At 59.3% G+C, this 20,751-nt stretch carries 18 protein-coding genes; 8 read left to right on the top strand and 10 right to left on the bottom strand.

The window, feature by feature from the left end; genetic code table 11:
• Position 1 precedes the first annotated feature (1 nt).
• From BJ928_RS15270 to BJ928_RS15260, 3 genes are all read left to right on the top strand, one after another.
• Positions 2 to 1,129 carry a cellulase family glycosylhydrolase gene (locus BJ928_RS15270; protein ID WP_047630309.1) on the top strand — a complete coding sequence of 376 codons (1,128 nt, stop codon included), beginning with the start codon at positions 2 to 4 and terminating at the stop codon, positions 1,127 to 1,129.
• 59 nt (positions 1,130 to 1,188) lie between these two features.
• Positions 1,189 to 2,751: a hypothetical protein gene (locus tag BJ928_RS15265; RefSeq protein ID WP_047630308.1), complete on the top strand. Its 1,563-nt coding sequence runs from the start codon at positions 1,189 to 1,191 to the stop codon at positions 2,749 to 2,751.
• Positions 2,752 to 2,912: 161 nt separating this feature from the next.
• Positions 2,913 to 3,797, top strand: a complete 885-nt coding sequence (locus tag BJ928_RS15260) for a hypothetical protein (protein WP_047630306.1) — start codon at positions 2,913 to 2,915, stop codon at positions 3,795 to 3,797.
• Positions 3,798 to 3,904: 107 nt separating this feature from the next.
• Here BJ928_RS15260 and BJ928_RS15255 read toward each other — a convergent pair whose 3' ends face one another.
• From BJ928_RS15255 to BJ928_RS15240, 4 genes are all read right to left on the bottom strand, one after another.
• Positions 3,905 to 5,158, bottom strand: a complete 1,254-nt coding sequence (locus BJ928_RS15255; protein ID WP_047630304.1) for an NAD(P)/FAD-dependent oxidoreductase — start codon at positions 5,156 to 5,158, stop codon at positions 3,905 to 3,907.
• Positions 5,155 to 5,964, bottom strand: a complete 810-nt coding sequence (locus BJ928_RS15250; RefSeq protein WP_082011806.1) for a WecB/TagA/CpsF family glycosyltransferase — start codon at positions 5,962 to 5,964, stop codon at positions 5,155 to 5,157. Before BJ928_RS15250 ends, BJ928_RS15255 begins: the two co-directional genes overlap by 4 nt.
• 567 nt (positions 5,965 to 6,531) lie before the next feature.
• Positions 6,532 to 7,143 carry a TetR/AcrR family transcriptional regulator gene (locus BJ928_RS15245; RefSeq protein ID WP_047630302.1) on the bottom strand — a complete coding sequence of 204 codons (612 nt, stop codon included), beginning with the start codon at positions 7,141 to 7,143 and terminating at the stop codon, positions 6,532 to 6,534.
• Positions 7,128 to 8,591, bottom strand: coding sequence for an amidase family protein (locus BJ928_RS15240; protein WP_052227561.1), 1,464 nt, complete (start codon positions 8,589 to 8,591; stop codon positions 7,128 to 7,130). Before BJ928_RS15240 ends, BJ928_RS15245 begins: the two co-directional genes overlap by 16 nt.
• 143 nt (positions 8,592 to 8,734) lie before the next feature.
• Between BJ928_RS15240 and BJ928_RS15235 the strand changes: the two genes are divergently transcribed.
• Positions 8,735 to 9,226, top strand: a complete 492-nt coding sequence (locus tag BJ928_RS15235; RefSeq protein ID WP_047630300.1) for a MarR family transcriptional regulator — start codon at positions 8,735 to 8,737, stop codon at positions 9,224 to 9,226.
• The gene (locus tag BJ928_RS15230; protein ID WP_047630298.1) at positions 9,226 to 9,909 is read left to right on the top strand and encodes a GNAT family N-acetyltransferase; all 684 of its coding nucleotides are present in this window, start codon (positions 9,226 to 9,228) and stop codon (positions 9,907 to 9,909) included. Before BJ928_RS15235 ends, BJ928_RS15230 begins: the two co-directional genes overlap by 1 nt.
• A gap of 28 nt (positions 9,910 to 9,937) precedes the next feature.
• Here BJ928_RS15230 and BJ928_RS15225 read toward each other — a convergent pair whose 3' ends face one another.
• The 5 genes from BJ928_RS15225 to BJ928_RS15205 all read right to left on the bottom strand — a co-directional run bounded on the left by BJ928_RS15225 (position 9,938) and on the right by BJ928_RS15205 (position 15,040).
• On the bottom strand, positions 9,938 to 10,564 hold the full coding sequence (locus BJ928_RS15225; protein ID WP_047630296.1) for a LysE family translocator: 627 nt from the start codon (positions 10,562 to 10,564) through the stop codon (positions 9,938 to 9,940).
• Positions 10,565 to 10,753: 189 nt separating this feature from the next.
• Positions 10,754 to 11,806: a sn-glycerol-3-phosphate ABC transporter ATP-binding protein UgpC gene (gene ugpC, locus BJ928_RS15220; protein WP_047630294.1), complete on the bottom strand. Its 1,053-nt coding sequence runs from the start codon at positions 11,804 to 11,806 to the stop codon at positions 10,754 to 10,756.
• An 18-nt stretch (positions 11,807 to 11,824) separates the two neighbouring features.
• Positions 11,825 to 12,709, bottom strand: a complete 885-nt coding sequence (locus tag BJ928_RS15215) for a carbohydrate ABC transporter permease (protein WP_047630292.1) — start codon at positions 12,707 to 12,709, stop codon at positions 11,825 to 11,827.
• Complete coding sequence (locus BJ928_RS15210; protein ID WP_047630290.1) at positions 12,706 to 13,608, bottom strand: sugar ABC transporter permease; 903 nt, start codon at positions 13,606 to 13,608, stop codon at positions 12,706 to 12,708. Before BJ928_RS15210 ends, BJ928_RS15215 begins: the two co-directional genes overlap by 4 nt.
• 91 nt (positions 13,609 to 13,699) lie before the next feature.
• A complete protein-coding gene (locus tag BJ928_RS15205; RefSeq protein ID WP_052227560.1) occupies positions 13,700 to 15,040 on the bottom strand; it encodes an extracellular solute-binding protein in 1,341 nt (446 codons plus the stop codon).
• Between the two features lie 233 nt (positions 15,041 to 15,273).
• Here BJ928_RS15205 and BJ928_RS15200 point away from each other — a divergent pair, with 233 nt between their 5' ends.
• The 3 genes from BJ928_RS15200 to BJ928_RS15190 all read left to right on the top strand — a co-directional run bounded on the left by BJ928_RS15200 (position 15,274) and on the right by BJ928_RS15190 (position 19,003).
• Positions 15,274 to 16,296, top strand: a complete 1,023-nt coding sequence (locus BJ928_RS15200; protein ID WP_047630289.1) for a LacI family DNA-binding transcriptional regulator — start codon at positions 15,274 to 15,276, stop codon at positions 16,294 to 16,296.
• A 115-nt stretch (positions 16,297 to 16,411) separates the two neighbouring features.
• Positions 16,412 to 17,440, top strand: a complete 1,029-nt coding sequence (locus BJ928_RS15195) for a hydroxyacid dehydrogenase (protein WP_245432331.1) — start codon at positions 16,412 to 16,414, stop codon at positions 17,438 to 17,440.
• A 51-nt stretch (positions 17,441 to 17,491) separates the two neighbouring features.
• Positions 17,492 to 19,003, top strand: a complete 1,512-nt coding sequence (locus BJ928_RS15190) for an aldehyde dehydrogenase family protein (protein ID WP_047630287.1) — start codon at positions 17,492 to 17,494, stop codon at positions 19,001 to 19,003.
• A 34-nt stretch (positions 19,004 to 19,037) separates the two neighbouring features.
• Here the strand turns inward: BJ928_RS15190 and BJ928_RS15185 are convergent, their stop codons facing one another.
• Positions 19,038 to 20,687, bottom strand: coding sequence for an alpha/beta-hydrolase family protein (locus tag BJ928_RS15185; protein WP_047630285.1), 1,650 nt, complete (start codon positions 20,685 to 20,687; stop codon positions 19,038 to 19,040).
• Positions 20,688 to 20,751 lie beyond the last annotated feature (64 nt).

Genomic DNA, 20,751 nt, shown 5'->3' with positions numbered 1-20,751 from the left:
CATGGAACGCGGCTTGCGATCGACGATGATGTCTCGCCGCAGCGCTCTCAAGCTGGCAGGCGGCTCCATTTTGGCGGCTCTTCCCGCTGCCGCCACGACGCGCGCGGCGGTCAAGCCCATCGTGCCCTCCCGTGGCATCAACCTGCCGGGGTGGTTCGATCGAAACGATGGAGTGGCGCCGAGTGAAGCGGTGCTCGAAAAGCTTCGCGGATCGGGGTTCCAAACGATCCGGTTGCCGATCAACGGCGATCTCCTGTCGACTGGCGACACGTCGGCGCTCCACCGCATCGAGGCCGGGGTGATCGACCTCAATCGGCTGGGTTTTTCTGTGCTCCTGGACATGCATCCCTCCGAAAGTCTTCACACGGCACTTCGCCAAGATTTCGAAGCCGGCTCTCGAAGGGTGGCAGAGGCCTGGACCGCGTTAGGCGTCGTCGTCGCGAACCTGCCGAGTGAAAGCGTCTATCCCGAACTCTTGAACGAGCCGCCTATGGGGAGCGACGCCTGGCTTCAATTGCGGGACAGGCTTGCCGAGATCGTGCGATCCAAATGCCCGAACCACACGCTGATCTGGGGGCCTTCGCCCTCGCAAGGCATCTGGGAAATTGGCGAGACGCCGCCTCTTGCCGACGACAACCAGATCGCCGCCATTCATTTTTATTCGCCCACGGCCTTCACGCATCAATGCGAGACCTGGGATGCTTCTCCGTTGGCGCGAATTTCAAATTTGCCTTTTCCAGCCACCATTGAAACTCCCCTCGTACAGGAGAGTATCGACACACTACGCGCCGACGGGGACGAGCAGGCCGCAAGCCTCATTGAGGAACAGTTGACGACACCCTGGACCGAAGAGGCGATTGCCTCTGAGTTCGTGCGGCTGAGGCGGTGGTCGGAGACGCATGATTGCCCGGTGATGATGAATGAGTTCGGCGTGCTCAACTTCTGCGTCGACGCCGAAAGCCGCAGGTTCTGGGTTCGGGCCGTGCGGCAAGCGGCGGAGGCCAATCAGGTCGGCTGGGCCTATTGGGAGCTTGATCAAGGGTTCGGCATTATCCAGAGCCGGCGCAGTATCGAGGGCTTCGACAATGCCATGATCGCCGCACTGATGGATGGCCCTGACGGCGGCTGAAATCCGAGGGAATATGGCATTGCGGAGCGGCAACTGATGCGGATGGATGGAGATCGACGATGAGCATCACGGCAAGTCGAGCCGGCTTCGGGGCGGGAGGTCCGAGCGGACTGCGCTCGGATGCGACGTTCCATCTCTGCATCGCCATTCTCGCAGTCATCGCTTCTGTTTCGGCATTTGCCGTCTGGACCCCATTTGGGGTTGCTGCGACATTCGCCTTGACGCTCGTCCTGTCGATCGCTCAACCCGGCTGCATCCCGATCGTCATCGCTTGTTCCTTTCTCTACCAGAATCTCGTGGTTGCCTGGTTCACCCCCTTCGTGCCCGATCACAATACATTCGATGCGCTGCGTGGCGCCAATTTCGTTATCCTGATGACTGCCTTTCTGGCCTTCGCCATGGCCTCGTTCCAATATCGCGTGCGGGCGCTGACCGAATTGCGGCCGTGGTTGATCTTCAGCTTCCTGCTTTGCGGTACAGTTAGCTTCTATCTTGCGCTCGGTGCCGTGCATGGCGGACCGAAGGATGCCGTCATCTACTTCCGCAATACCATCACGCCGCTTGCATGCTTCCACATCGCCATCCTTGCCGCCAGTCTCTATCCCATCGACCTGCGCAAAGGCATTTTTTGGCTATGCGCCGCCGCCATTCTCTATGGATATCTGGAGCAGATCTTCCGGATGGATTTCCTGAGCCTCTTTCATGGCGATCTTTATATTCACCGCGGTCTGAAGGCGCAGATCGAGGCGGGTGTCTGGGAAAAGAAGCTGCGGGAAACCGGCTTCGTGCTCCGCGGCATCGAAGATACGATGATGACGACCTTCTTCAACATTAAGCTACTCAGTGATTTGGTCCCGCCGATCTTCCGCAATGGCGGTCCGAATTTTCACCCCATCAGCTATGCGTATGGGCTGAGCATCATGTCGACCTGGCTTCTCTTCAGGGGACGTTGGCTGCTGCCCATTGCCGCGCTGCCGTTGCTGCTTGTCATCGGCTCGAAGGGCGCGACCTTTATGCTGCTTGTGGCGCTGGGCGCGCGGCTGATCTATCGCCCCTCGCGTGCGGAGTTCACTCTGCTTGCCGTCATTGCGCTTTCCGTCTCCTGGACGGTTGCGGCCATCCTGTTCGGCGTGACGCATGGCGACTACCATGTTCTCGGGCTGATCGCCGGTGTTCGCGAATTCATGCACAATCCGCTCGGCCAGGGCCTGGGGATTGGCGGCAACCTGTCGAGCACAAGTCTCAATCTGGATTGGGACCGCGCCCAGGATGAGGGGGTTGCCTCGGTTCCCGTGGAAAGTGCCGTCGGCGTCATGCTCTATCAAATGGGCGTGGGCAGCTTCGTCTTCTTCGGCTTTCTGATCGCGCTTGCCCTGTCTGCCCGCAAGCAGCTGATTGTCACCGGCGATCCGGATTTCCTCTTCGCTTTCGTCGCCGTCGTCACGATCACCTCCAATGCCGTCTTGCAGGAAGAGGCGTTCTTTTCGCCTCTTGCCCTCGGCTTCGGCCTTCTGCTCGTCGGTGTTTCCTTCGGAACGCGATGGCGTTCGCTCGGCGTTTCGAGGGGATTACTCAATCAATTGGGCGAACATGTACAAGAGCGAGCGCCACTTCGTGACTGATCTGCCCTGGCGCACTTATGGCATGCCTCGTGCGCTGGAATTGTTCGGGTCGCTCAAAAGGCTTGCGAGCGAACCTGTGAAAATATTCATTAATAGAAATATAGTATGTTTCTAACATGTGAAGCACGCAAAGTCGTATTGATAATATTGTGGAGTTGTTCATGTCGGTTTTAGGTGCATTTCCTCTCGGACTTACTTGTCGACCGATTGAGGACAATGATTGGGACGGGATTATCGATTGTCTGCGCAGAAATTTCCCGGAGCGCGATCGAAGCTATTGGAAGCGCGCCGTCACGCGCATGGAGAAGCGTCCCTTCGTGCCCGATCTGCCGAAATACGGCTTTGTGCTGGATATGTCCGGACATATCGTCGGTGTCCTGCTGGCGCTATATTTTCGACATGACGGACTGGAAGGCGAAGAGTTGCGCTGCAATCTGTCGAGCTGGTCTGTCGATCCGGAATATCGCGCCTTCGCCGGCAAGATGGTGATCGCTGCGCTCAGACGAAAGAACGTGACCTATATCAATGTTTCGCCGGCTCCCGGGACGATAAAGCTCAACGAGGCGTTCGGCTTCCGCCGCTATGCCGACGGACAACTCGCCTTCTTTCCCATACTGAGTGCGGCGAGGCGGCCTTATCGTGTGCTCGAAGCCCGCGCTGATCTTCCGGAGATGTCACTGCTTTCCGAAGGTGACAGGGGGATCCTTCTCCAGCATGCGGCGCTCGACTGCTTTTCGCTGATTTGTGTCGGCGAGGGCAGGGCATTGCCCTTCGTCTTCAAGACGCGCCGCATCCTGCGCGGCATGATTCCGAGTTCTCAGGTGGTTTATTGCCGCTCGCCCGAAGAGCTTAGTCAATGCGCCGGCGTACTTGGGCGCTATCTCCTGCGCAAAGGCGTATTCCTCTGTGTCGTCGATGCGAACGGGCCGGTGCCTGGTCTCGTGGGGCGTTATTTTGCCGGAAGCGGGACAAAGTATTTCAAAGGTCCGAAGCCGCCCGCGCTTGGCGACTTGACATTTACCGAGCTTGTCATCTTCGGTTTCTAGAGCGGTTCATCATTTCACGAAATTTCTGAACCGCCCTATCTCATTGTTATCCGGCCGTTCTGGATAGAAGACTGCTGCGCATTTCTCCTGGAATTGCTCTGGTCATGCTATGGCGTCGACTTCAGGTTCAGCGACGGTGAGCGAACGACGGATCTGGCGCGTATCGTCTTGAGATGCTGAAGCTTTGCTGCGAGAGCGGGGCTCAGGCTGTCGATGCCGGACAGTATGCGGCGCTGCATGAAATGGAATTGGCGGCGCAGACGCCAGCTCAGATCGGTTCCGCCCCCCATATTGAAATGATGATCGGCCGTCCGCAGGACGTTGGTGTCCATCGCAAGCTTTTCCGGATCTCCGTAGAAGGCTGCGATCCTGGTGCTGTCGATCGAGGTCTCCTCCATCCATTGCGGAACATGGACGGTGCAGAGGCGCTCGACGTCGGTCAGAAGCCGGCTGACGCCAAGGCCGATTGCCGGACAGGAGGTCATATAGGCGTCCCCGATCAGGACGACGCCGGCTTGCCGACAATTTTCGGCAAAGGTGATGTCGGTGATCCAGCTGTCGATACGGCTGGCGATTTCAAAATCACCGAAGGTCTCGACTAGGGACGGGAAGGCGGCGACAAGCGCCTGCTTCGGTTCGTCATAGAGTGACTTCACCCAGGGATCGCGCGGATCTCGAAACAGGAAAAGATTGGCGCGTGTCGCGCCGGGAACCGGAAATAAGCTGAGATGGTCGATGCCATCGCCGTCGCCATAATAAGTCAGCGCCGGATGCCGAAATCTGTTCGACCGTAGCGGACGGAGGTTGAAGCCGAATGCAAGGGGGCGCCGTGCGCCGATCGACCGATGAGTGATGCCGATATCCCGACGCAATATATCGCCCATTCCGCCGGCGAGCACCAGCAGTCGCGCCGTCATCTCGTTCTGGCCGAGGATCGAGATCCGCTGTTGCGTCGCGCCTGTCCGCAAGCCGCAGACCTGCCCGACGACGAAGTTTACCGTTTCCGGCAATGCCGCGCGCATCGCAGCGATCAGCCTGTTGTAGAAAAATCCGTAGTTGCGACCGTATGTCCGGTCCAATACTCGTCCCCTGTGCATGTTGACGATCTCGTCGAAGGGCAGGGAGGCGGCCGACAGAGGTGCGAGCAACTGCAGCCGTTGAAGTTTTTCGATTTCCTCGCCGCCGACTTTTTCGACCCGAAACTCCTGCGGAAAGATGCGATGGCGATCGATGAGCGTTACCCGATACCCTGCTCGTCCGAGCAGGCAAGCGGTCAACGTGCCGGAAAGCCCACCACCAACGATGGCTATGTCCGTGTCCGTTTCGCCGGTCGACAGCTCTAAATAACGCCGGTTCGTCATTTCGAATACCTCAGGATTGCGTAGATGGCATAGGGATTGGTCGTCAGGTAGCGCCAGAACAGGCGGCGAGGCTCCATCAGCATCCGCCAGAACCATTCGAAACCCAGTTTCTGGACCCAAATCGGCGCTCTCTTTGTTCTTTCAGCGAGATGGTCAAAGAGCCCGCCCGACGTCTTGATGATGCCGACATTGGCAAGTCGTGCGGCAAAATCATGCACGAAGATCTGCTCGCGCGGGACCCCGAGGCCGATCCACAATATGTCGGGCGCAAGCGCGTTGATTTCGTCAAGCTTGCGCTCCAGAGCCTCCCCGGCAAGATAGCCGTGGCAATGACCGGAGATGCGCAAGCCGGGATAGCGCGTTCGTACGGCCGAGACGGCTTTTTGGCTTGCCGCCTCCGTTGCGCCCAGGAGGTAGAAGCTTATGCCCTCCTTTTCGGCCAGTTCCGCTACATCGTGGAAGAGGTCCGTCGTTGCGACGCGCTCGGGAAGCCGCACCCTGCAGAGCAGGCGCGACGCCATGACGAGCGGCTGGCCATCGGCGAGGATCTGATCGGCTTCGTGGAAAAGTTTGGCGATGTTGGCGTCGGCATGAACGCGCGCGACAACCTCACCATTGGCGGATGTAAAGTAGTAGGGCCGACTGTCGCGGCGGCGCTTTCGCGCGACTGCAATCATGAAGGAGGCGGCATTGCGCCGATTGACGACGGTGATGGGCAAGCCGCCGATCAATACGCTTGGAAGTGTTGGCGGATAGTCTTGAGTCGGAATGGCGGTTCCTCGTTCGGGCGCGTCCACCGGCTGCATTTGGCTCTCCTGATTTGAAACCTGTCCTTCGGAGGCGAGATGTCGGCCAGCGGCGTCCGACCCGTCGAGGTCGTGCGTCTGAATGCCATCTCGGATTGAATAAGCTCTTCGTAAATGTCTTCGGGGTTCTGTACCAATATCATGCACGACCATTACCTCCGCTTGCGTAATGGTTAGCTAATATGAATTGGAAAGTTAAGTCGTTTATTAGTATTCAGTTAATATGTAAATTTCTAAAGAAATAATATACGCACAGACTTAAGGACTCGCGTCTGACGCACCTCTACTTAAAAAGTGATATTATGAAGTAATTTCAATATGATGTTCTCGCGCTGGCTTCCGGCGTCATTGAGTAAAGTGCGAGGTGTTCGTATCAGCTACGATGCATCCAAGAGCCATCGCACTGGCTCGCGCCCGTACCGTTCGAATTAGGGATCGTCCTAGTTTCGAACAACATACGACCTTAACGCTAGTCCTCAGTCATCAAGCTTTCGTATGCGCTCGCTCGCATCAGAGGCCGATGCAACCTAGGAACGTCATAACGGGAAGCGTGGGGAAGGGCGTACGTTACACGTTGAGCAAGGCTTGCAGCCCTGCAAGTTGGTAGCGCCAGAAGGCTGTGACTGCTTGCTGGATGGATTGAGGATCTTGATGGGCGTCGAGTATGTCGGCGATCATGTCGACGGTCCGCGCGAACACTTTATGGAGCACGAACCTGGACGCTGGCGATAAAGCGCTGCCACCTGCCCTGCGCTCCACATAGGAGGAGGCGAGGCGTTCCATCTCATTGATCATGAGCCCTCGCACATGCTCGAACCGAGTGCCTTGGCTGCCGCGCAGCAAAATTAAAACCGCGACACGGTGATCGATCCAGAAGGACAACAGCGCCCCTGCGGCGCCTGATCCGGCTGCCGTCGCACCCTCCCAATCCTTGATTTTCGGAAATTCCTTCAGGCGAGCGCGCAATTTTCGCAGCAATTCCGCGGCAACCGGTGGCGTGACGACGGTGTTGAAGAGTGCTTCCTTGTCACGGAAATACTTGTAGATATTCCCGGTGCTGATGTCGGCACGCTCGGCAACATCGGCAAGTCTCGCGGCGGCAAAGCCCTTTTCGGCAAAAACGGCGCCGGCTGCGGCGACGATGCGGTCGCGTACGTCGTCCTTCAGTTTCTGCGGCATGCGGTTACTCGTGGAAGAGAGATCAGATCTGAAGACCAGTGGGAAGCCTCTTCGAGCTGGAACGCAAGAGAAAACAGCATGTCGTCGCGTCCCCTCGCCGCCGTGAAGTGGCAGCCGATCGGCAGACCGTCTGCAGTTCGATGCAGCGGAACCGACATGGCCGGCCAGCCGGCAAGCGACGCGACCACCGTATAGCCGGCGAGTCTTGCGATAAAATCGTCGGCTTCGGCGGGTGGTTGGTTCGGACCGTGAATGTCGAGCGGAAACGCTTGCATGGATACGGTGGGCGATAGCAGCACATCGATATCAGCAAGGGCGTCATCCGCTGCGCGCTCGGCAATAGGAAATGCTTTAGCCAACGTCGCAAGCGTTTCCGGAGACACGCCTTCGGCCCTTCGAACCAGATCCAGCGTATAGGGCTCGAACAGGTTCGGGTCGAAGCGATCCCCCAGCATCTGCCGCACCTGGCTCAATAATTGACCGATGCTGAAACCGGTGAGCGTGAAGAAGGCCTCGCGCGTTGCTTTGGTGTCGATCACGGGACCGGCAACATCAATAACGTCATGGCCAAGCAGGCGGCAGAGGTTAATGCCAGTTTCGAGTGCGGCCGCCGCATCGAGCGAAGCCGGTGAACCGAAGCAATCAGAGCGATAGGCGCCGATCCTCAACCGTTTTTGCGAGGAGGCTCTAAGTACTTCCAGAGAGGGCAAAAGATGCGCGCGGTCCCGCCGCTCGGTCGCGACCAACCAGTGATAGCTGTCGCGAACGGAGCGGCTGACACAATGCTCGGCGATGAGCCCCGCCGTCGGCATCTCGGCTGGCATGCCGTTCGATACCGTGCGGCCGCGCGTAGGCTTGAAGCCGAAAAGTCCAGTAAAGGAGGCCGGTCCTCTGATCGAGCCGCCGCCGTCGGATGCATGGGCAATGGGCACAAGCCCGGCTGCGACTGCCGCCGCTGCTCCTCCGGATGATCCGCCGGACGATCGCGACGTATCCCAGGGGTTGCGCGTTGCCCCGTTCGCGAACGTTTTCGTAGTGCCAAGCAACCCGAACTCCGATGTCGCGCTTTTGCCGAGGACGATCAAGCCGGCCGCGTCGAGAGCCTCTGTGTAATCGGAGCCCGCCACCGCTCGCTGGCCGGCAAACATCCTTGTCCCGAATGCCACGGCATGGCCTGGATAGGACATTAGGTCCTTGAGCAGCGTGGGTACACCGGCGAAGAGACCTTCGGGAGCGATGGTTGCGGCGCGTTCGCGCGCAAGATTGAAATCCGTGGACGCGATTGCATTGATTTCAGGGTTTATGCGCTCGATACGTTTGATAGCGGCGTCCACGAGTTCCAGCGGGGTCACCTCCTTGCGGCGAACCAGTTCGGCCTGGACGGTCGCATCCCGTAGCGTGAATTCATCGGGTTCGTAAACCTCGGTATGGTCTGTGCTCTCACGCATCGCTTTTGCTCCATGATGATGAATAGAGAATTCATTATTCCTTATTCGATGTCAAGGCTGCTGCGATTGTGAGACTGGATCATCAGTTGACTACAGTTACATAACGAGTTATATAATAGCTTATATAAATGATGGAGGCTTGCTTGGTTGAAGATGTTGTGAGGTCGCTGGGTTTCCTCTGCCTTGGCAGCAGATTCCGTCGGATCGGCGAACGCCTACAGGCTGATACGCAGCAGATCATGGAAGAACAGGGCGTCTCGTTGCAATCTGCCCAGTATCCCTTCCTCGCCGCCATTGACCGTGCCGGCCCGTTGACGATCGGTGAACTTGCCCAGGCCGTCGGCATTACACAACCGGGCGCGACGCGCACCGTCTCACAGCTTCTGGAATTGGGTTATGTCGACATGCAGGCCTCGGCCGAGGACCAGCGTCGTCGCCTGGTCTCGCTGACATTGAGAGGGCAGGAACTCATTGACTATTCGAAGCAATCAGTATGGCCTCGCGTCGAGCAGGCGGTGCACGAACTTTGCGGCGACCTTTCCGGGCCGATATTGCAACAACTGGGCGCGATCGAGGACGGACTTGCGGAAGCTCCGTTGAAACGGCGCGGCAATCTCGGCAGGGAGCAGAAATGATGGGCCATATTCTCGACAGACCGATCTGGAGTGCCCTCGAAACCGCGCATGCTTCGCTGGCTGAGGGCAATGCGCGTGCGCGGCGCTACCCGCCTTCCATCGTGCCATTCGCAGCAGCAGCCGACAATTCGAACGAGAGCCTCGGTGCTCTGGAAAAGCTGCCGACAGGCGACGAAGTGATGGCGATCGTCGAAGCCGAACCGATTATCGTTCCGCAGGGATTGACTGTTCTTTCCAATGCCCGGCTCGTGCAGATGATGGCGGAGCGGCCTTCCGAGCGGGTCTCGGATAGCAGGATCGAGCTGCTGACCGAGGCCGACGCCGCAGCTATGCTTGATCTTGCCACGCTCACGAAGCCTGGCCCCTTCACGCTGCGCGCCCAAAGCCTCGGCTCGTTCTGGGGCGTGAAGATCGATGGGATTCTCGTCGCCATGGCCGGTCAACGCATGCGCCAGACCGGATTTGCCGAGCTCAGTGGCCTCTGTACCCATCCGGATTTTCAGGGACGGGGTCTTGGCACCTTGCTCTTCCGCTTTGTCGCGGGCGAGATCGCAGCGCGGGATGAAACCGCCTATCTGCACGCCTACGTCACGAACGCTCCGGCCGTCGCACTTTACGAAGCGATGGGGTTTCGCATCCGCTCGGAGATGAACTTCTGCGTCGTCAAGCGGCAGCCGGCCTGATCTGCAAGCCGGCTGGCGTGAGGCAAGATTACTGCTGTTGCAGGGCAAGCCGCAGGCCGAGGGCCATGTAGATCGTGCCGATGACCTTTCCTTGCCAACGGCCAATGGTGCGGTTGCGGCGCAGCCAGCCGCCGATCGATCCGGCGCCGATTGCCAGAAGCGAGGTGACGCCGATGCTTAAAGTCACGAAGATGGCGCCGAGCAGCGCGAATTGCACGATGACCGAGCCGCTTTCCGGATGGATGAACTGTGGCAGGAAGGCCAGGAAGAAAAGTGCCGTCTTTGGATTGAGTATCTCCGTGAAAAAACCTTGCCGGAATGCACGCATGGGCGTGATCGCCTGCGCGGACGGCATGTCGATGCTGCCGCTCTTTTCGATGAAGGCCTTGAAGCCGAGATAGATCAGATAGATGACGCCGGCATATTTGACGATTTCGAAAGCCAGCGCGGATGTGGCGAGCAGCGCCGACAGTCCGAAGGTCGCCATCGTCGTATGGAGGAGATCGCCGGCGGCGATGCCGGCGCCTGTCGCAAGCCCGACGCGCTTGCCGCCGCTGACGGCCCTGGCAAGCGTGAGCAATGTGGCAGGCCCGGGAATGACCATCAGACCGATCACCACCAATATATAAGTCGTCAATACACCAGTGCTTATCATCGATCTCTCTGAAGCTGGGGGCTTTGGCACGGTTCCGGCAATGCCGGAACTCTTGCGTGCGTCATTGATCAGCTGGCTCGCAGATTAATCGATTTGGAGATCGTTGCAACATGGATGTGAGGATGCCTCCGGTTGGGCCGCCCATGAGTGCCGTTCATGTCCTTAGGCCGGATCATTGTTCAGGCAGGCCTATGCGATAGACTTGGCGTCCCTGTCGAAAAGATGCAGTTGCTCCCGATCAACGGCAAGGCTCACCGGCTGGCCGACGCTGAGATGGACATTGCCGGGCAGGCGGACTGTCGTCAGCTGACCACCATCGTGGACGACATAGGCGTAGGTGTCCGACCCAAGTCGTTCGACGACATCGATCCTGCCTTCGAGATGGCCGAGCCCCGGTTCCTGGACGGCGATATGTTCCGGGCGAGCGCCGAGCTTTGCCGCGCTCAAAGGCGTCGAAGGCAGCGCAAGCACGCCGCCGCCGGCGATTTTCAGTCCCCCGGAGGTCTGCTCGACATCGTAGACATTCATCTTCGGCGAGCCGAGGAACTGGGCGACGAAGAGATTGGCGGGCTTTTCGTAGAGCTCGATCGGCGAGCCGATTTGCTGGATCTCTCCGTCCTTGAGGACGACGATCTTGTCGGCGAGCGTCATCGCCTCGACCTGGTCATGGGTGACATAGATCATCGTTGCGCCGAGGCGTTGGTGCAGCCTGGCGATCTCGATGCGCATCTCCGCACGCAGGGCGGCATCGAGGTTGGACAGCGGCTCGTCGAAGAGAAACGCCACGGGATCGCGGACGATGGCGCGGCCGATCGCAACGCGCTGGCGCTGACCGCCGGACAGTTCCTTCGGCTTGCGGTCGAGATAGTTTTCGAGCCGTAGGGATGCGGCGGCAGCCTGAACACGACGATTGATTTCGGCCCGGGGCGTGCGGGCAACTTCGAGGCCGAACGCCATGTTGCCGCGCACGGTCTTGTGCGGGTAGAGCGCGTAGGACTGGAAGACCATCGACAAGGCCCGATCCGCCGGCCCGAGATCGGTGACATCCTCGCCGCCGATCAGGATTTGGCCGGAGGTGACCTCCTCCAGACCGGCGACGAGGCGCAGCAGCGTTGATTTCCCGCTGCCGGAGGGGCCGACGAAGACGACGAATTCGCCATCCTCGATCCGCAGGTCGAGGCCGCGGATGATGTCCAGTGCGCCGAACGATTTCCGAATGCTTTTCAGTTCTATAACGGCCATGTCTGTTTCTCCGCAGCCCTATGCCTTGACGCCGCCGGCGCCGAGGCCGCCTTGCCAGAAACGCTGCATGACGATGAAGGCGATGATGACGGGAACGATGCTGATCAGCGCGCCGGCCAGCACCAGGGTAAAGAGCGCGGCCCCTCCGCCGGAGCCGACGGTCGCCGTCGCATACCATTGCGCAAGGCCGACGGTGACGGGGAAATATTCGGCTGAGCTCAGGACGACGAGGGGCAGGAAGTAATTGTTCCAGGTCGCCACGAAGGAGAGGATGAGCACGGTCGCAAAGCCCGGCATCAACAGGCGCAGCGCCAGAGAGAAGAAGATGTGCAGCTCGCCGGCGCCATCGACCCGGCCTGCATCGATCAGCTCATTCGGTATGGCATCGTCGGCATAGACGCGCATCAGGAAGACGCCGGGCGGATAGACGAGAGACGGCAGGATCACGGCCCAAGGCGTATTGACGATACCAACCTTCGACATCAGCAGGAACAGCGGCACGACGAGCGCCGTTTGCGGGATCATGACGGCCCCGAGAATGATCGCAAAGATCAGCCTCTTGCCGAAGAACTGGTACTTTGCAAGCGCATATCCGGCCATGGTGGAAAAAAGGGCGGCGCCGATGCCGGCGGTTGTCGCATAGATGATGGTGTTGAACAGCCAGCGGGCAAAGATACCGCCCTGGAAGCTGAAGACCTGGCCGATGTTCTCGACAAGCTTGAAGTCGCTCGCAAACCAGAGGCCGAAGCTCGTGAACAGATCATTGTTCGATTTCGATGCCGAGACGAGGACATAGAAGAGCGGCAATGCGGTATAAAGCCATATCACCAGCAGGATTGCCGTCAACATCCAGCGATTGCGCCGGAAGGAGGGTGAGCGCTTCGACTTGCCGACGATGGTCATGCGCGGCCACCGCGATTGACGATCAGCATGAAGGCATAGGAAATCACGGCTGTGACTGCACCGAGCAAGAAGGATATGGCAGCAGAATAATTATATTGCTGGTTGGCGAAAGCAAGTGTGTAGGCATAATAGTTCGGCGTGTAGGAGTTGGTGATACTGAGTGGAGCAAGATTACGCAGGAGATAAGGCTCGGAGAAGAGCTGCAACGAGCCGATGATCGAGAAGATGATGGTGACGACAATCATCGGAGCAATCAGTGGAAGTTTCACGCGCACGGCATAGATGAAACTGCTGGCTCCATCCATCGAGGCTGCCTCTTCCAGATCCGTCGGGATGGCCTGAAGCGCGGCGTAATAGATGATCATCTGATAGCCGGTATATTCCCAGTTGGCGATATTGGCGATCGACGGGAGGATGGTATTCGCCCCGAGGAAATTGGGTGCTGGAAGACCAAGCGCGTTGGCGAGCTGCGTAAAAGGACCGAAGGCTGGACCATAGAGATAGCCCCAGATCAGGGTGGCGATAACAGCGGGCACGGCATAGGGCAGAAATAGGCTCACCCGGAAGAAGCTCTTGGCATAAACGGTGCCGCTGTCGAGGATTAGGGCGATCAGCAATGCGATCGCGACCATGCCGGGGATCTGGATCACCGCGAATTTCAAGAGCACCAAGACGCCCTGCCAGAATTTCGGATCGCCGAGCGCACGTACAAAATTGTCGGCACCGACAAATTTGGTGCCTGCAACCACTGTCGTCTTGTAGACCGCCAGGTTAAGCGCATAGAGCATCGGTGCAATCAGAAAGGCGATGAAGAGCAGTGCAAAGGGAGTGAGGAAGAGAAGAGGTGCCAGTCTCTTGCCCACGCGGCGGCGACGTTTGCGCTGATTAGGACCGGCCATCTACATTGTCTCCGCCTGCAAAAATATGCCCGCGCCGAAGCGCGGGTCATGCGAAAAGCATGCGGGCGGCCTGCAACCCGCATGCCGATGATCACCCCTTGGAAACGGTATAGCCCTGATCGGCGCAGTAGGCGCTGACGCCTTCCTGCAGTCGATCGAAAGCATCACCGAGAGAGCCTTTGCCGCCGATGGAGGCGGAAAGCTCCTGCTGCACCTGGCCGGCAAGATAATCCTGAAACGGCGCATACTGGAATGAGGAGTCGACGTGCTTGGCGGCTTCAACAAACACCGAGTTGACCGCCTGGCCGCCGTAGAGATCGTATTTGTGATTGATGAGCTCGGGGTCGGCGACGAGTTCCTTCAGCACGGGGAAGAGGAACTGCTTGGTGTTCCACAGACGCGCCGCCTGGGGATCTGCACCCAGGAACATTGCAAGCTGCGTTGCTTCCTTCGGATGTTTCGAGGTCTTGAACACCGCGAATGTGGAGCCGCCGAGATTGGCGGAGACGTATTTTCCTTCGTCCCATTGCGGCAGCGGAGCCGCGCGCCAGTGACCATTGCTCTTCTTGGCGAATTGCGGAATGAACACCGCGCCCCAGGCACCGGTCATCCACGAGGCATAGGTGCCCTCGTCGAGACCGGTGAACCAGTCGGTGGTCCAGACGGGCGTCTTGACGCCAACGGCCTTGGCGTCGATGAGATCCTGCCAATAGGCGGCCCATTTCTTTGCAATGGCATCGTTAAGGTTGAGCTTGAGATCGGTGCCGTTGAGCTCGAACGGCTTCCAGCCGGCCTGCGCCAGAAGTGCGATCACCCAGCCACCATCGGCCGTGCCGCCGAAATTGGTAAGGTATGTATCCGGCGATGCCTTGCTGAGAGCCTTCGAGCTTTCGGCAAAGGCTGCCCAGGTTTTCGGCACCTCGATCTTGTGCGCGTCCAGCACGTCGGCGCGGTAGAGAATGCCCATCGGGCCTGAATCCCAGGGGATACCATAAACGGCATTGCCATCGGAGGCAGATGCCCAGGTCCAGTCGATGAACTTGTCCTTGACGTCGTTGGCGCCGTATTGGCCCATGTCGAGCAGCGCTTCCAGCTGTCGGAAGCCGGGAATATTGGTGAACTCGACCTGGCCGACATCGGGCAAGCCTGTACCCGCCTGAATGGCATTGCGCAACTTTACATATTCATCCGGCCCCTGGCCGGCGTTCTCGAGCTTGACGCTGATATGCGGAAAGGCCTTGGTGAAAAGGTCGATCTCGGCCTGCGTGTTCGGCGTCCAGGCCCACATCGTCAGCTCGACTTTTTCCTGTGCCATAGCTGGCGCGCCAATGCCCGAAAATGCTGCGGCGGCAGCGCCTGCGCCGGCGGCTTGCAGCAATTGGCGTCGGTTCAACGCGATCTGGCCAAGGTCTCTCTTTATGTCGTTGGTCATTACATGTCCTCCCACATCCGGCGAAAGCGCTCTCCCAAAGGCCGATCCTTTCGCGACAATCGGCAATTCATCACGCGCAATTTGCATTGTCAATTGCGCAATTTGCGAGATTGTGCAAAATCTATTGCGATTTTCGTGTACTTGATCATGACTGAGGCGTTGATATTGGCGCCGAGGGATGGATTTCTCGCGGGAATCCCATGATTATCTGGAAAATCTGAAGGGTAGGGAATTTGACTCGTTCACCGAAATCCAACGCAAATCAGCTTGAAATTGCCAAGGCAGCGGGCGTTTCGGTCAGCACCGTCTCGCGCGCGTTGTCTGATGCGCGGGGGATCAGTGATGAGCGGCGCATGCAAATTCGCAAGATTGCGGAGGATGCCGGCTATTACGGTCGCGCCCGGAGCGCTGCCGAGCCGACCAAGCATTTGCGGGCCTATGTGACAGGAAGTCTTGCCACCGGCGGTCTGGCTCCGTTCTACGAAGCGGTCATCGGAGGCTTGCGCGACAATGCCCGCGACAGCGGCTTCAGCCTGTCGATCCGCATGGTGGACGAGACGTCGCTTGGGCCGGAGCGCATGGCGCGCGATCAGGAGCAGGAAGAGGCAAATGCGACGATCTTCATCGGCATTGATCTGACCGATGGTCTGGCCAGCTATTTCCTAGGCGGTAGCCAGCGCGCTATTCTCGTCAATGGCTATGATCCGGATATGCGGTTTGACTGCGTGGCGCCCAACAATTTCTATGGAGCGCGCATGGCCGGACGTGCCCTCCTTCGGGCCGGTCACAGAAAACTGCTTTATATTCATGACCATACGCGATGGACGACCACACAGCGCCGCCGTGGTTTCTATGCTGCACTGGAAGACTATCCCGATGCATCTGCTGCAGCGATCGGCGTTGCCAACGGGGTCGATACGGCCTTGCTCGCCGAAGTGGAGCGCCGTGCGAAGGGCGAGGCGGATTGGACGAGTGTGTTCTGCGCCAATGACATGGCCGCATTCCGGCTGATGAATGCCTTGGAAGCTGCGGGTCTCAGTGTACCCGGCGAGATTTCGGTGATCGGCTTTGACGATCTGCCTTATGCTGCGATGATGCATCCGCGATTGACGACAATGCGGGTCAACTGTTTCGAGATGGCCCATCAGGCCATTCTACTTGCGCAGCGCCGCATTTCCGAACCCGACGCGATGCCCCTCCAGCTTGAATGCGCCGTTACCCTGCAGTCCGGTGCGACGGTCGCGCAAATTGCGTAAATCGACGGAATGTGCGCGAATCTATTGCGTCGTTTGCGTTTCTATGCGATCTCTCGCGCCAGTGGCGTGAATGCCATCAAGCATTTGCGGACAGTGCGCCGCCGGGAGTTCGTCGTTGTCGCCGCCATCAGTCATCCCGCCGCCAAGGCTCAGCTTTGCTTTCGGCCCGCTCGGCATGGACAAGCTATTTTCCGCATCCGACCAGGAGCGGTTGGAAAAGCACTGCAACATCGTTTCCCGGGCGCCGTTGCTGGAATTTGAAAGCGGTGCTGCGCGTGCCCAGCTTGCGGATACAGATATATTGATCACCGGCTGGGGCTGCCCGCCCATCGATGCCTCGGTATTGAAAAGGGCGTCATCCCTGACGTTCATCGCGCATGCCGCGGGATCGGTCAAGCATCTCATCGGCCCGGCAGTCTTCGAATGCGGGATCACGGTGACGAACGCGGCCGCCGCTAACGCCGTTCCGGTCGCGGAGTTTGCACTTGCCGCCATCCTGTTCGCAAACAAGGACGTCCTCCGCTTCCGGCAGCTTTATGCGCAGCAACGGCGTTCCTTGGAACTGCATCAGTCCTTCGATGGTGATAGTGGCGGCTGGTATAAGAAGGTCGGGATCGTCGGCGCCTCGCGCATTGGCCGCCGCGTCCTTGAACTGCTGCGCCCGCACGCTATGGACATTCTGCTTTTTGACCCGTTGGTCGGTGCCGGAGAAGCAGAACAACTCGGCGTGGAGCTGGTTTCGCTGCCGGAACTGATGAGCGAATGCCAGACGATATCGCTGCATGCACCGCTGCTGCCTTCAACACGACACATGATCGATGCCGGCATGCTTGCGCATATGCGCGACGGCGCAACGCTGATCAATACTGCCCGAGGTGGTCTGGTAGATCAGACCGCATTGGAGGCCGAGCTGGTGACCGGCCGGCTCTTTGCTTTCCTCGACGTGACCGAGCCTGAGGCTTTGCCGGAGAATTCACCGCTCTATGACCTTCCGAATGTCGTGCTGACGCCGCATATTGCCGGCGCGATCGGCAATGAGCGACAGCGTCTCGGCCGGCTTGTTGTCGACGAGATCGAACGCTTCGTCGCCGGTAAGCCGCTGCAACACAGCCTGACCTTGGAGAGCCTGCAGCATCAGGCTTGAGCCGCCGGATTGTCATCGAGACCCTGAAATTTTGAGAGTGAGGACAGCAACATGACGGCATTCCCCTTCATCGCACCGCGTTTGGACGATCCGCGACTTTTGCAGCAGCGCCGTTACGGCATGGTCATCGCCGGCAAATCAGTTCCAGCTCTTTCAGGAGAAACGATTGCACGCGAAAGCCCGGCCCATCCCGGTCATGTCGTCAGTATCATCCCTAAGGGAAGTCGCGCGGATGCCGAAGCGGCAATTGCTGCTGCCCGCCGTGCTTTCGACGACGGTCCCTGGCCGAAAATGACCGGCGGGGAGCGTGCCCGCATCATGAACCGCATCGCCGACCTGATCGAGGCGAATGTCGAGGAACTAGCGACGATCGAGGCGCTCGAAGTCGGCAAGGCCATCAATCAAGCGCGGGGAGAGATGAGCTTTTCCGTGAGCCTCTGGCGCTATGCGGCGGGGCATGCGCAGGGGCTGGAAGGTGAGGCGCACAATGATCTCGGCGGGAACACGATCGGCCTCATCCTGCGCGAGCCTGTCGGCGTCGTCGGCCTGATCACCCCCTGGAACTTTCCGTTGCTGATCGGCTCGGAGCGCATTCCGTGGGCGATCGGCGCCGGTTGCACCGTCGTCATCAAGCCGAGTGAATTCACCTCGGGATCGACGATCCGCATGGCGAAGCTAGCGCTCGAGGCCGGTTTGCCCGAAGGCGTTTTGAACGTGGTGACCGGATATGGTGCCGATGTCGGCCAGATCCTGGCGGAACATCCCGGTGTCGACGTCATCAATTTCACCGGCTCGCAGCGCGTCGGACGCGTGATCGGCGCGCTTGCCGGCCAGAACATCAAGAGGGTAGGGCTGGAACTCGGCGGCAAGGGGCCGCAGGTGGTTTTCGCCGATGCCGATCTCGATGCCGCTTCGGCAAAAATATCGGGCGGGGTCTTCCACTGCTCGGGTCAGGTCTGCATCTCCGGCAGCCGGCTGATCGTGCATGAGAGCATCGCCGATGCGCTTCTGGAAAAGGTTCGGAAGGTTGCGGCAAAGATCGTCACCGGCGATCCTTTGGATGATCGTGTCGATGTCGGCGCGCTGATCCATCCGCCGCATCTCGACAAGGTCGCTGGCTATGTGGCGCAGGGAAGGGCAGATGGCGCGAAGCTGTTGATGGGCGGCGACAGGCTCGGCGAAGCCGGGGCATTCTACGCGCCGACGATCTTCACCGATGTCAGTCAGAAAATGACCATTGCGCAGGACGAAATCTTCGGCCCGGTCCTGACGACCTTCCGTTTCAAGACGGCGGAGGAGGCGGTCCGCATGGCGAATGACACTCCCTACGGGCTGTCCGCCTGCGTCTGGTCGACGAATCTTTCGACGGCCTTCCAGGCCATTCGCCGCATCAAGGCGGGCCGCACCTGGATCAATGGCATGGGCGATGGCGCGCCGCAGCTGGCGATCGGCGGCTACAAGCAGAGCGGCGTCGGACGGGAGCTCGGACGGCACGGATTCGATGAATATTCCGAGCTGAAAAGCGTTCATGTCACGCTTGGGGATTTCCCCGGTCCGGCATGATCCTTGGCATGGCGGGTGGCCGCTTGTTCCGGCTCTAGTTTGTCATTCCGAAGCGGGCGGCGAAGAGCGATTTCAGGCGTGTGAGATCCTCCGGCGAGATTTGCGCATCGGTCAGCGATACCCAGCAGTCTATATAGTGCTGGGGCGCGTAGATGTGTCCGTAGCCGATCGGAGACGTCGTTGCGATCATCATGTCGAAGAGCAACTGGAGCATGGTCACGACCGGTATCCAGGTGAGTTCCGGCGAGACATCAGGCCCGCGAGGCGCTTTCATCCAATCCGGCTCGCGAAAGGCGGAAGCGGCATCGAAGAATACCACGGGATCGCTCGCATATTGCAGATAGATGACCCGGAGCGGCCCCCAGGGAGCGGCGAACTGGTCCGGCGCATGCTCCTGGTTTGCAAAGCGGATCACGGAACCGTCGCGGAATCTCGGCAGCCATTCCGGCGTGCCGGGGCTGCGCGCCGCAGTTGCCGCCTTCCATCTGACGCTGCGGAACGGAGGACCGCTCCAGAGTGCGCCATTCACGGGATCGCCGATGACGTTGTAGATATCGAGCGACAGCTGCGAGTTCATCGCGCCGAGGCTCAGGCCGTGCAGGTAGAGTTTTGGCCGCTTGTCTCGCGGCAGTTTCGACCAATAGCCGTAAACGGTGTCGAACAGGTCGGTTGCCGTTTCCTCGCCCTGCTGCGGCTCGAAGAGCAGCGACATCCAGCTTGTCAGATAGGAATATTGGACGGCGACGCTGGCGACATCACCATGCTGCACATATTCGAGCGTGTCGACCGCGGCCGGGTCGATCCAACCCGTTCCGGTCGGCACAATCACGACCAGCATGGAGCGATCGAAGGCGCCCTGCCGGATCATCTCCTTCAGGGCGAGGGCAGCGCGCTCCTTGCTGGTTTCAGCGTTGTTCAAACCGACATAGATACGAAGCGGCTGCTTTGCCGGCCCGTTCCAGAAGCTTGAGATATTGCCGGCGCCGGGGCCTGAGGCCACGAAATACCGGCCCTGTCGTCCCAGCCCTTGCCAGGCGACCAGCGAGGCAGAGCTGCCGGTCTTCATGTCGGCTTGCGGCATCGGCTGGTCGTCTTCGATCAGCGCGTCGGCCTGCTTGAAGGATGCATCCGCGGTGTCCAGCGCGAAACGAAGCAATATGCCCTGGCCGATCGACCAGAACAATGCGACGGCGATGAGGGCGCCGATCACCTTTGAAAGCCGGCGCGGGACCACGCGTGCAAGCCATTGCGAAAACAGCAGGCTGGCGACGCGGAAAAGACGTCCGACGATGAGCGCGATCAAAAAGGTCACTGCGGCCACGGCGGCAAGCCAATAGGGATCGGCGCTGGCGATCGGCGGCATCTTCCACAGAATGCGAATCGAATTCTGCCAGAAGGTCGCATGCCAGAGGGCTGCCAGGCAGAGAAGCAGGCAGGCGATGCCGATCGACCAACGGGCTAGTTTCAGCGACCGCTTGGGAACCGGCAGCTGCAGATAGATCCAGAGCCAGGTCAGTGCCGTGCCTATCATGTAGCCGACACCGGCGCTGATGCCGGAGAGTAGGCCCTGCACGAGATAGGAGCGTGGCATGAGGCTGGGGGTGAGCGAAGCTGCAAAGAAGATCAGGCCCAAGACCATGCCGAGAAGAGAGAGGGAGCGGAACAACTCCTTATCCAGACGCATGGTGATCCCTTGTTTTAACTTTGGCGCGGGCCAGAACTGCCCTTAGGGCGTGTCCCGGTTTGGC

Source organism: Rhizobium sp. WW_1, assembly GCF_003610155.1.
Classification (GTDB): domain Bacteria; phylum Pseudomonadota; class Alphaproteobacteria; order Rhizobiales; family Rhizobiaceae; genus Rhizobium; species Rhizobium tropici_A.
This window is presented reverse-complemented; position numbering and strand designations above follow the sequence as displayed.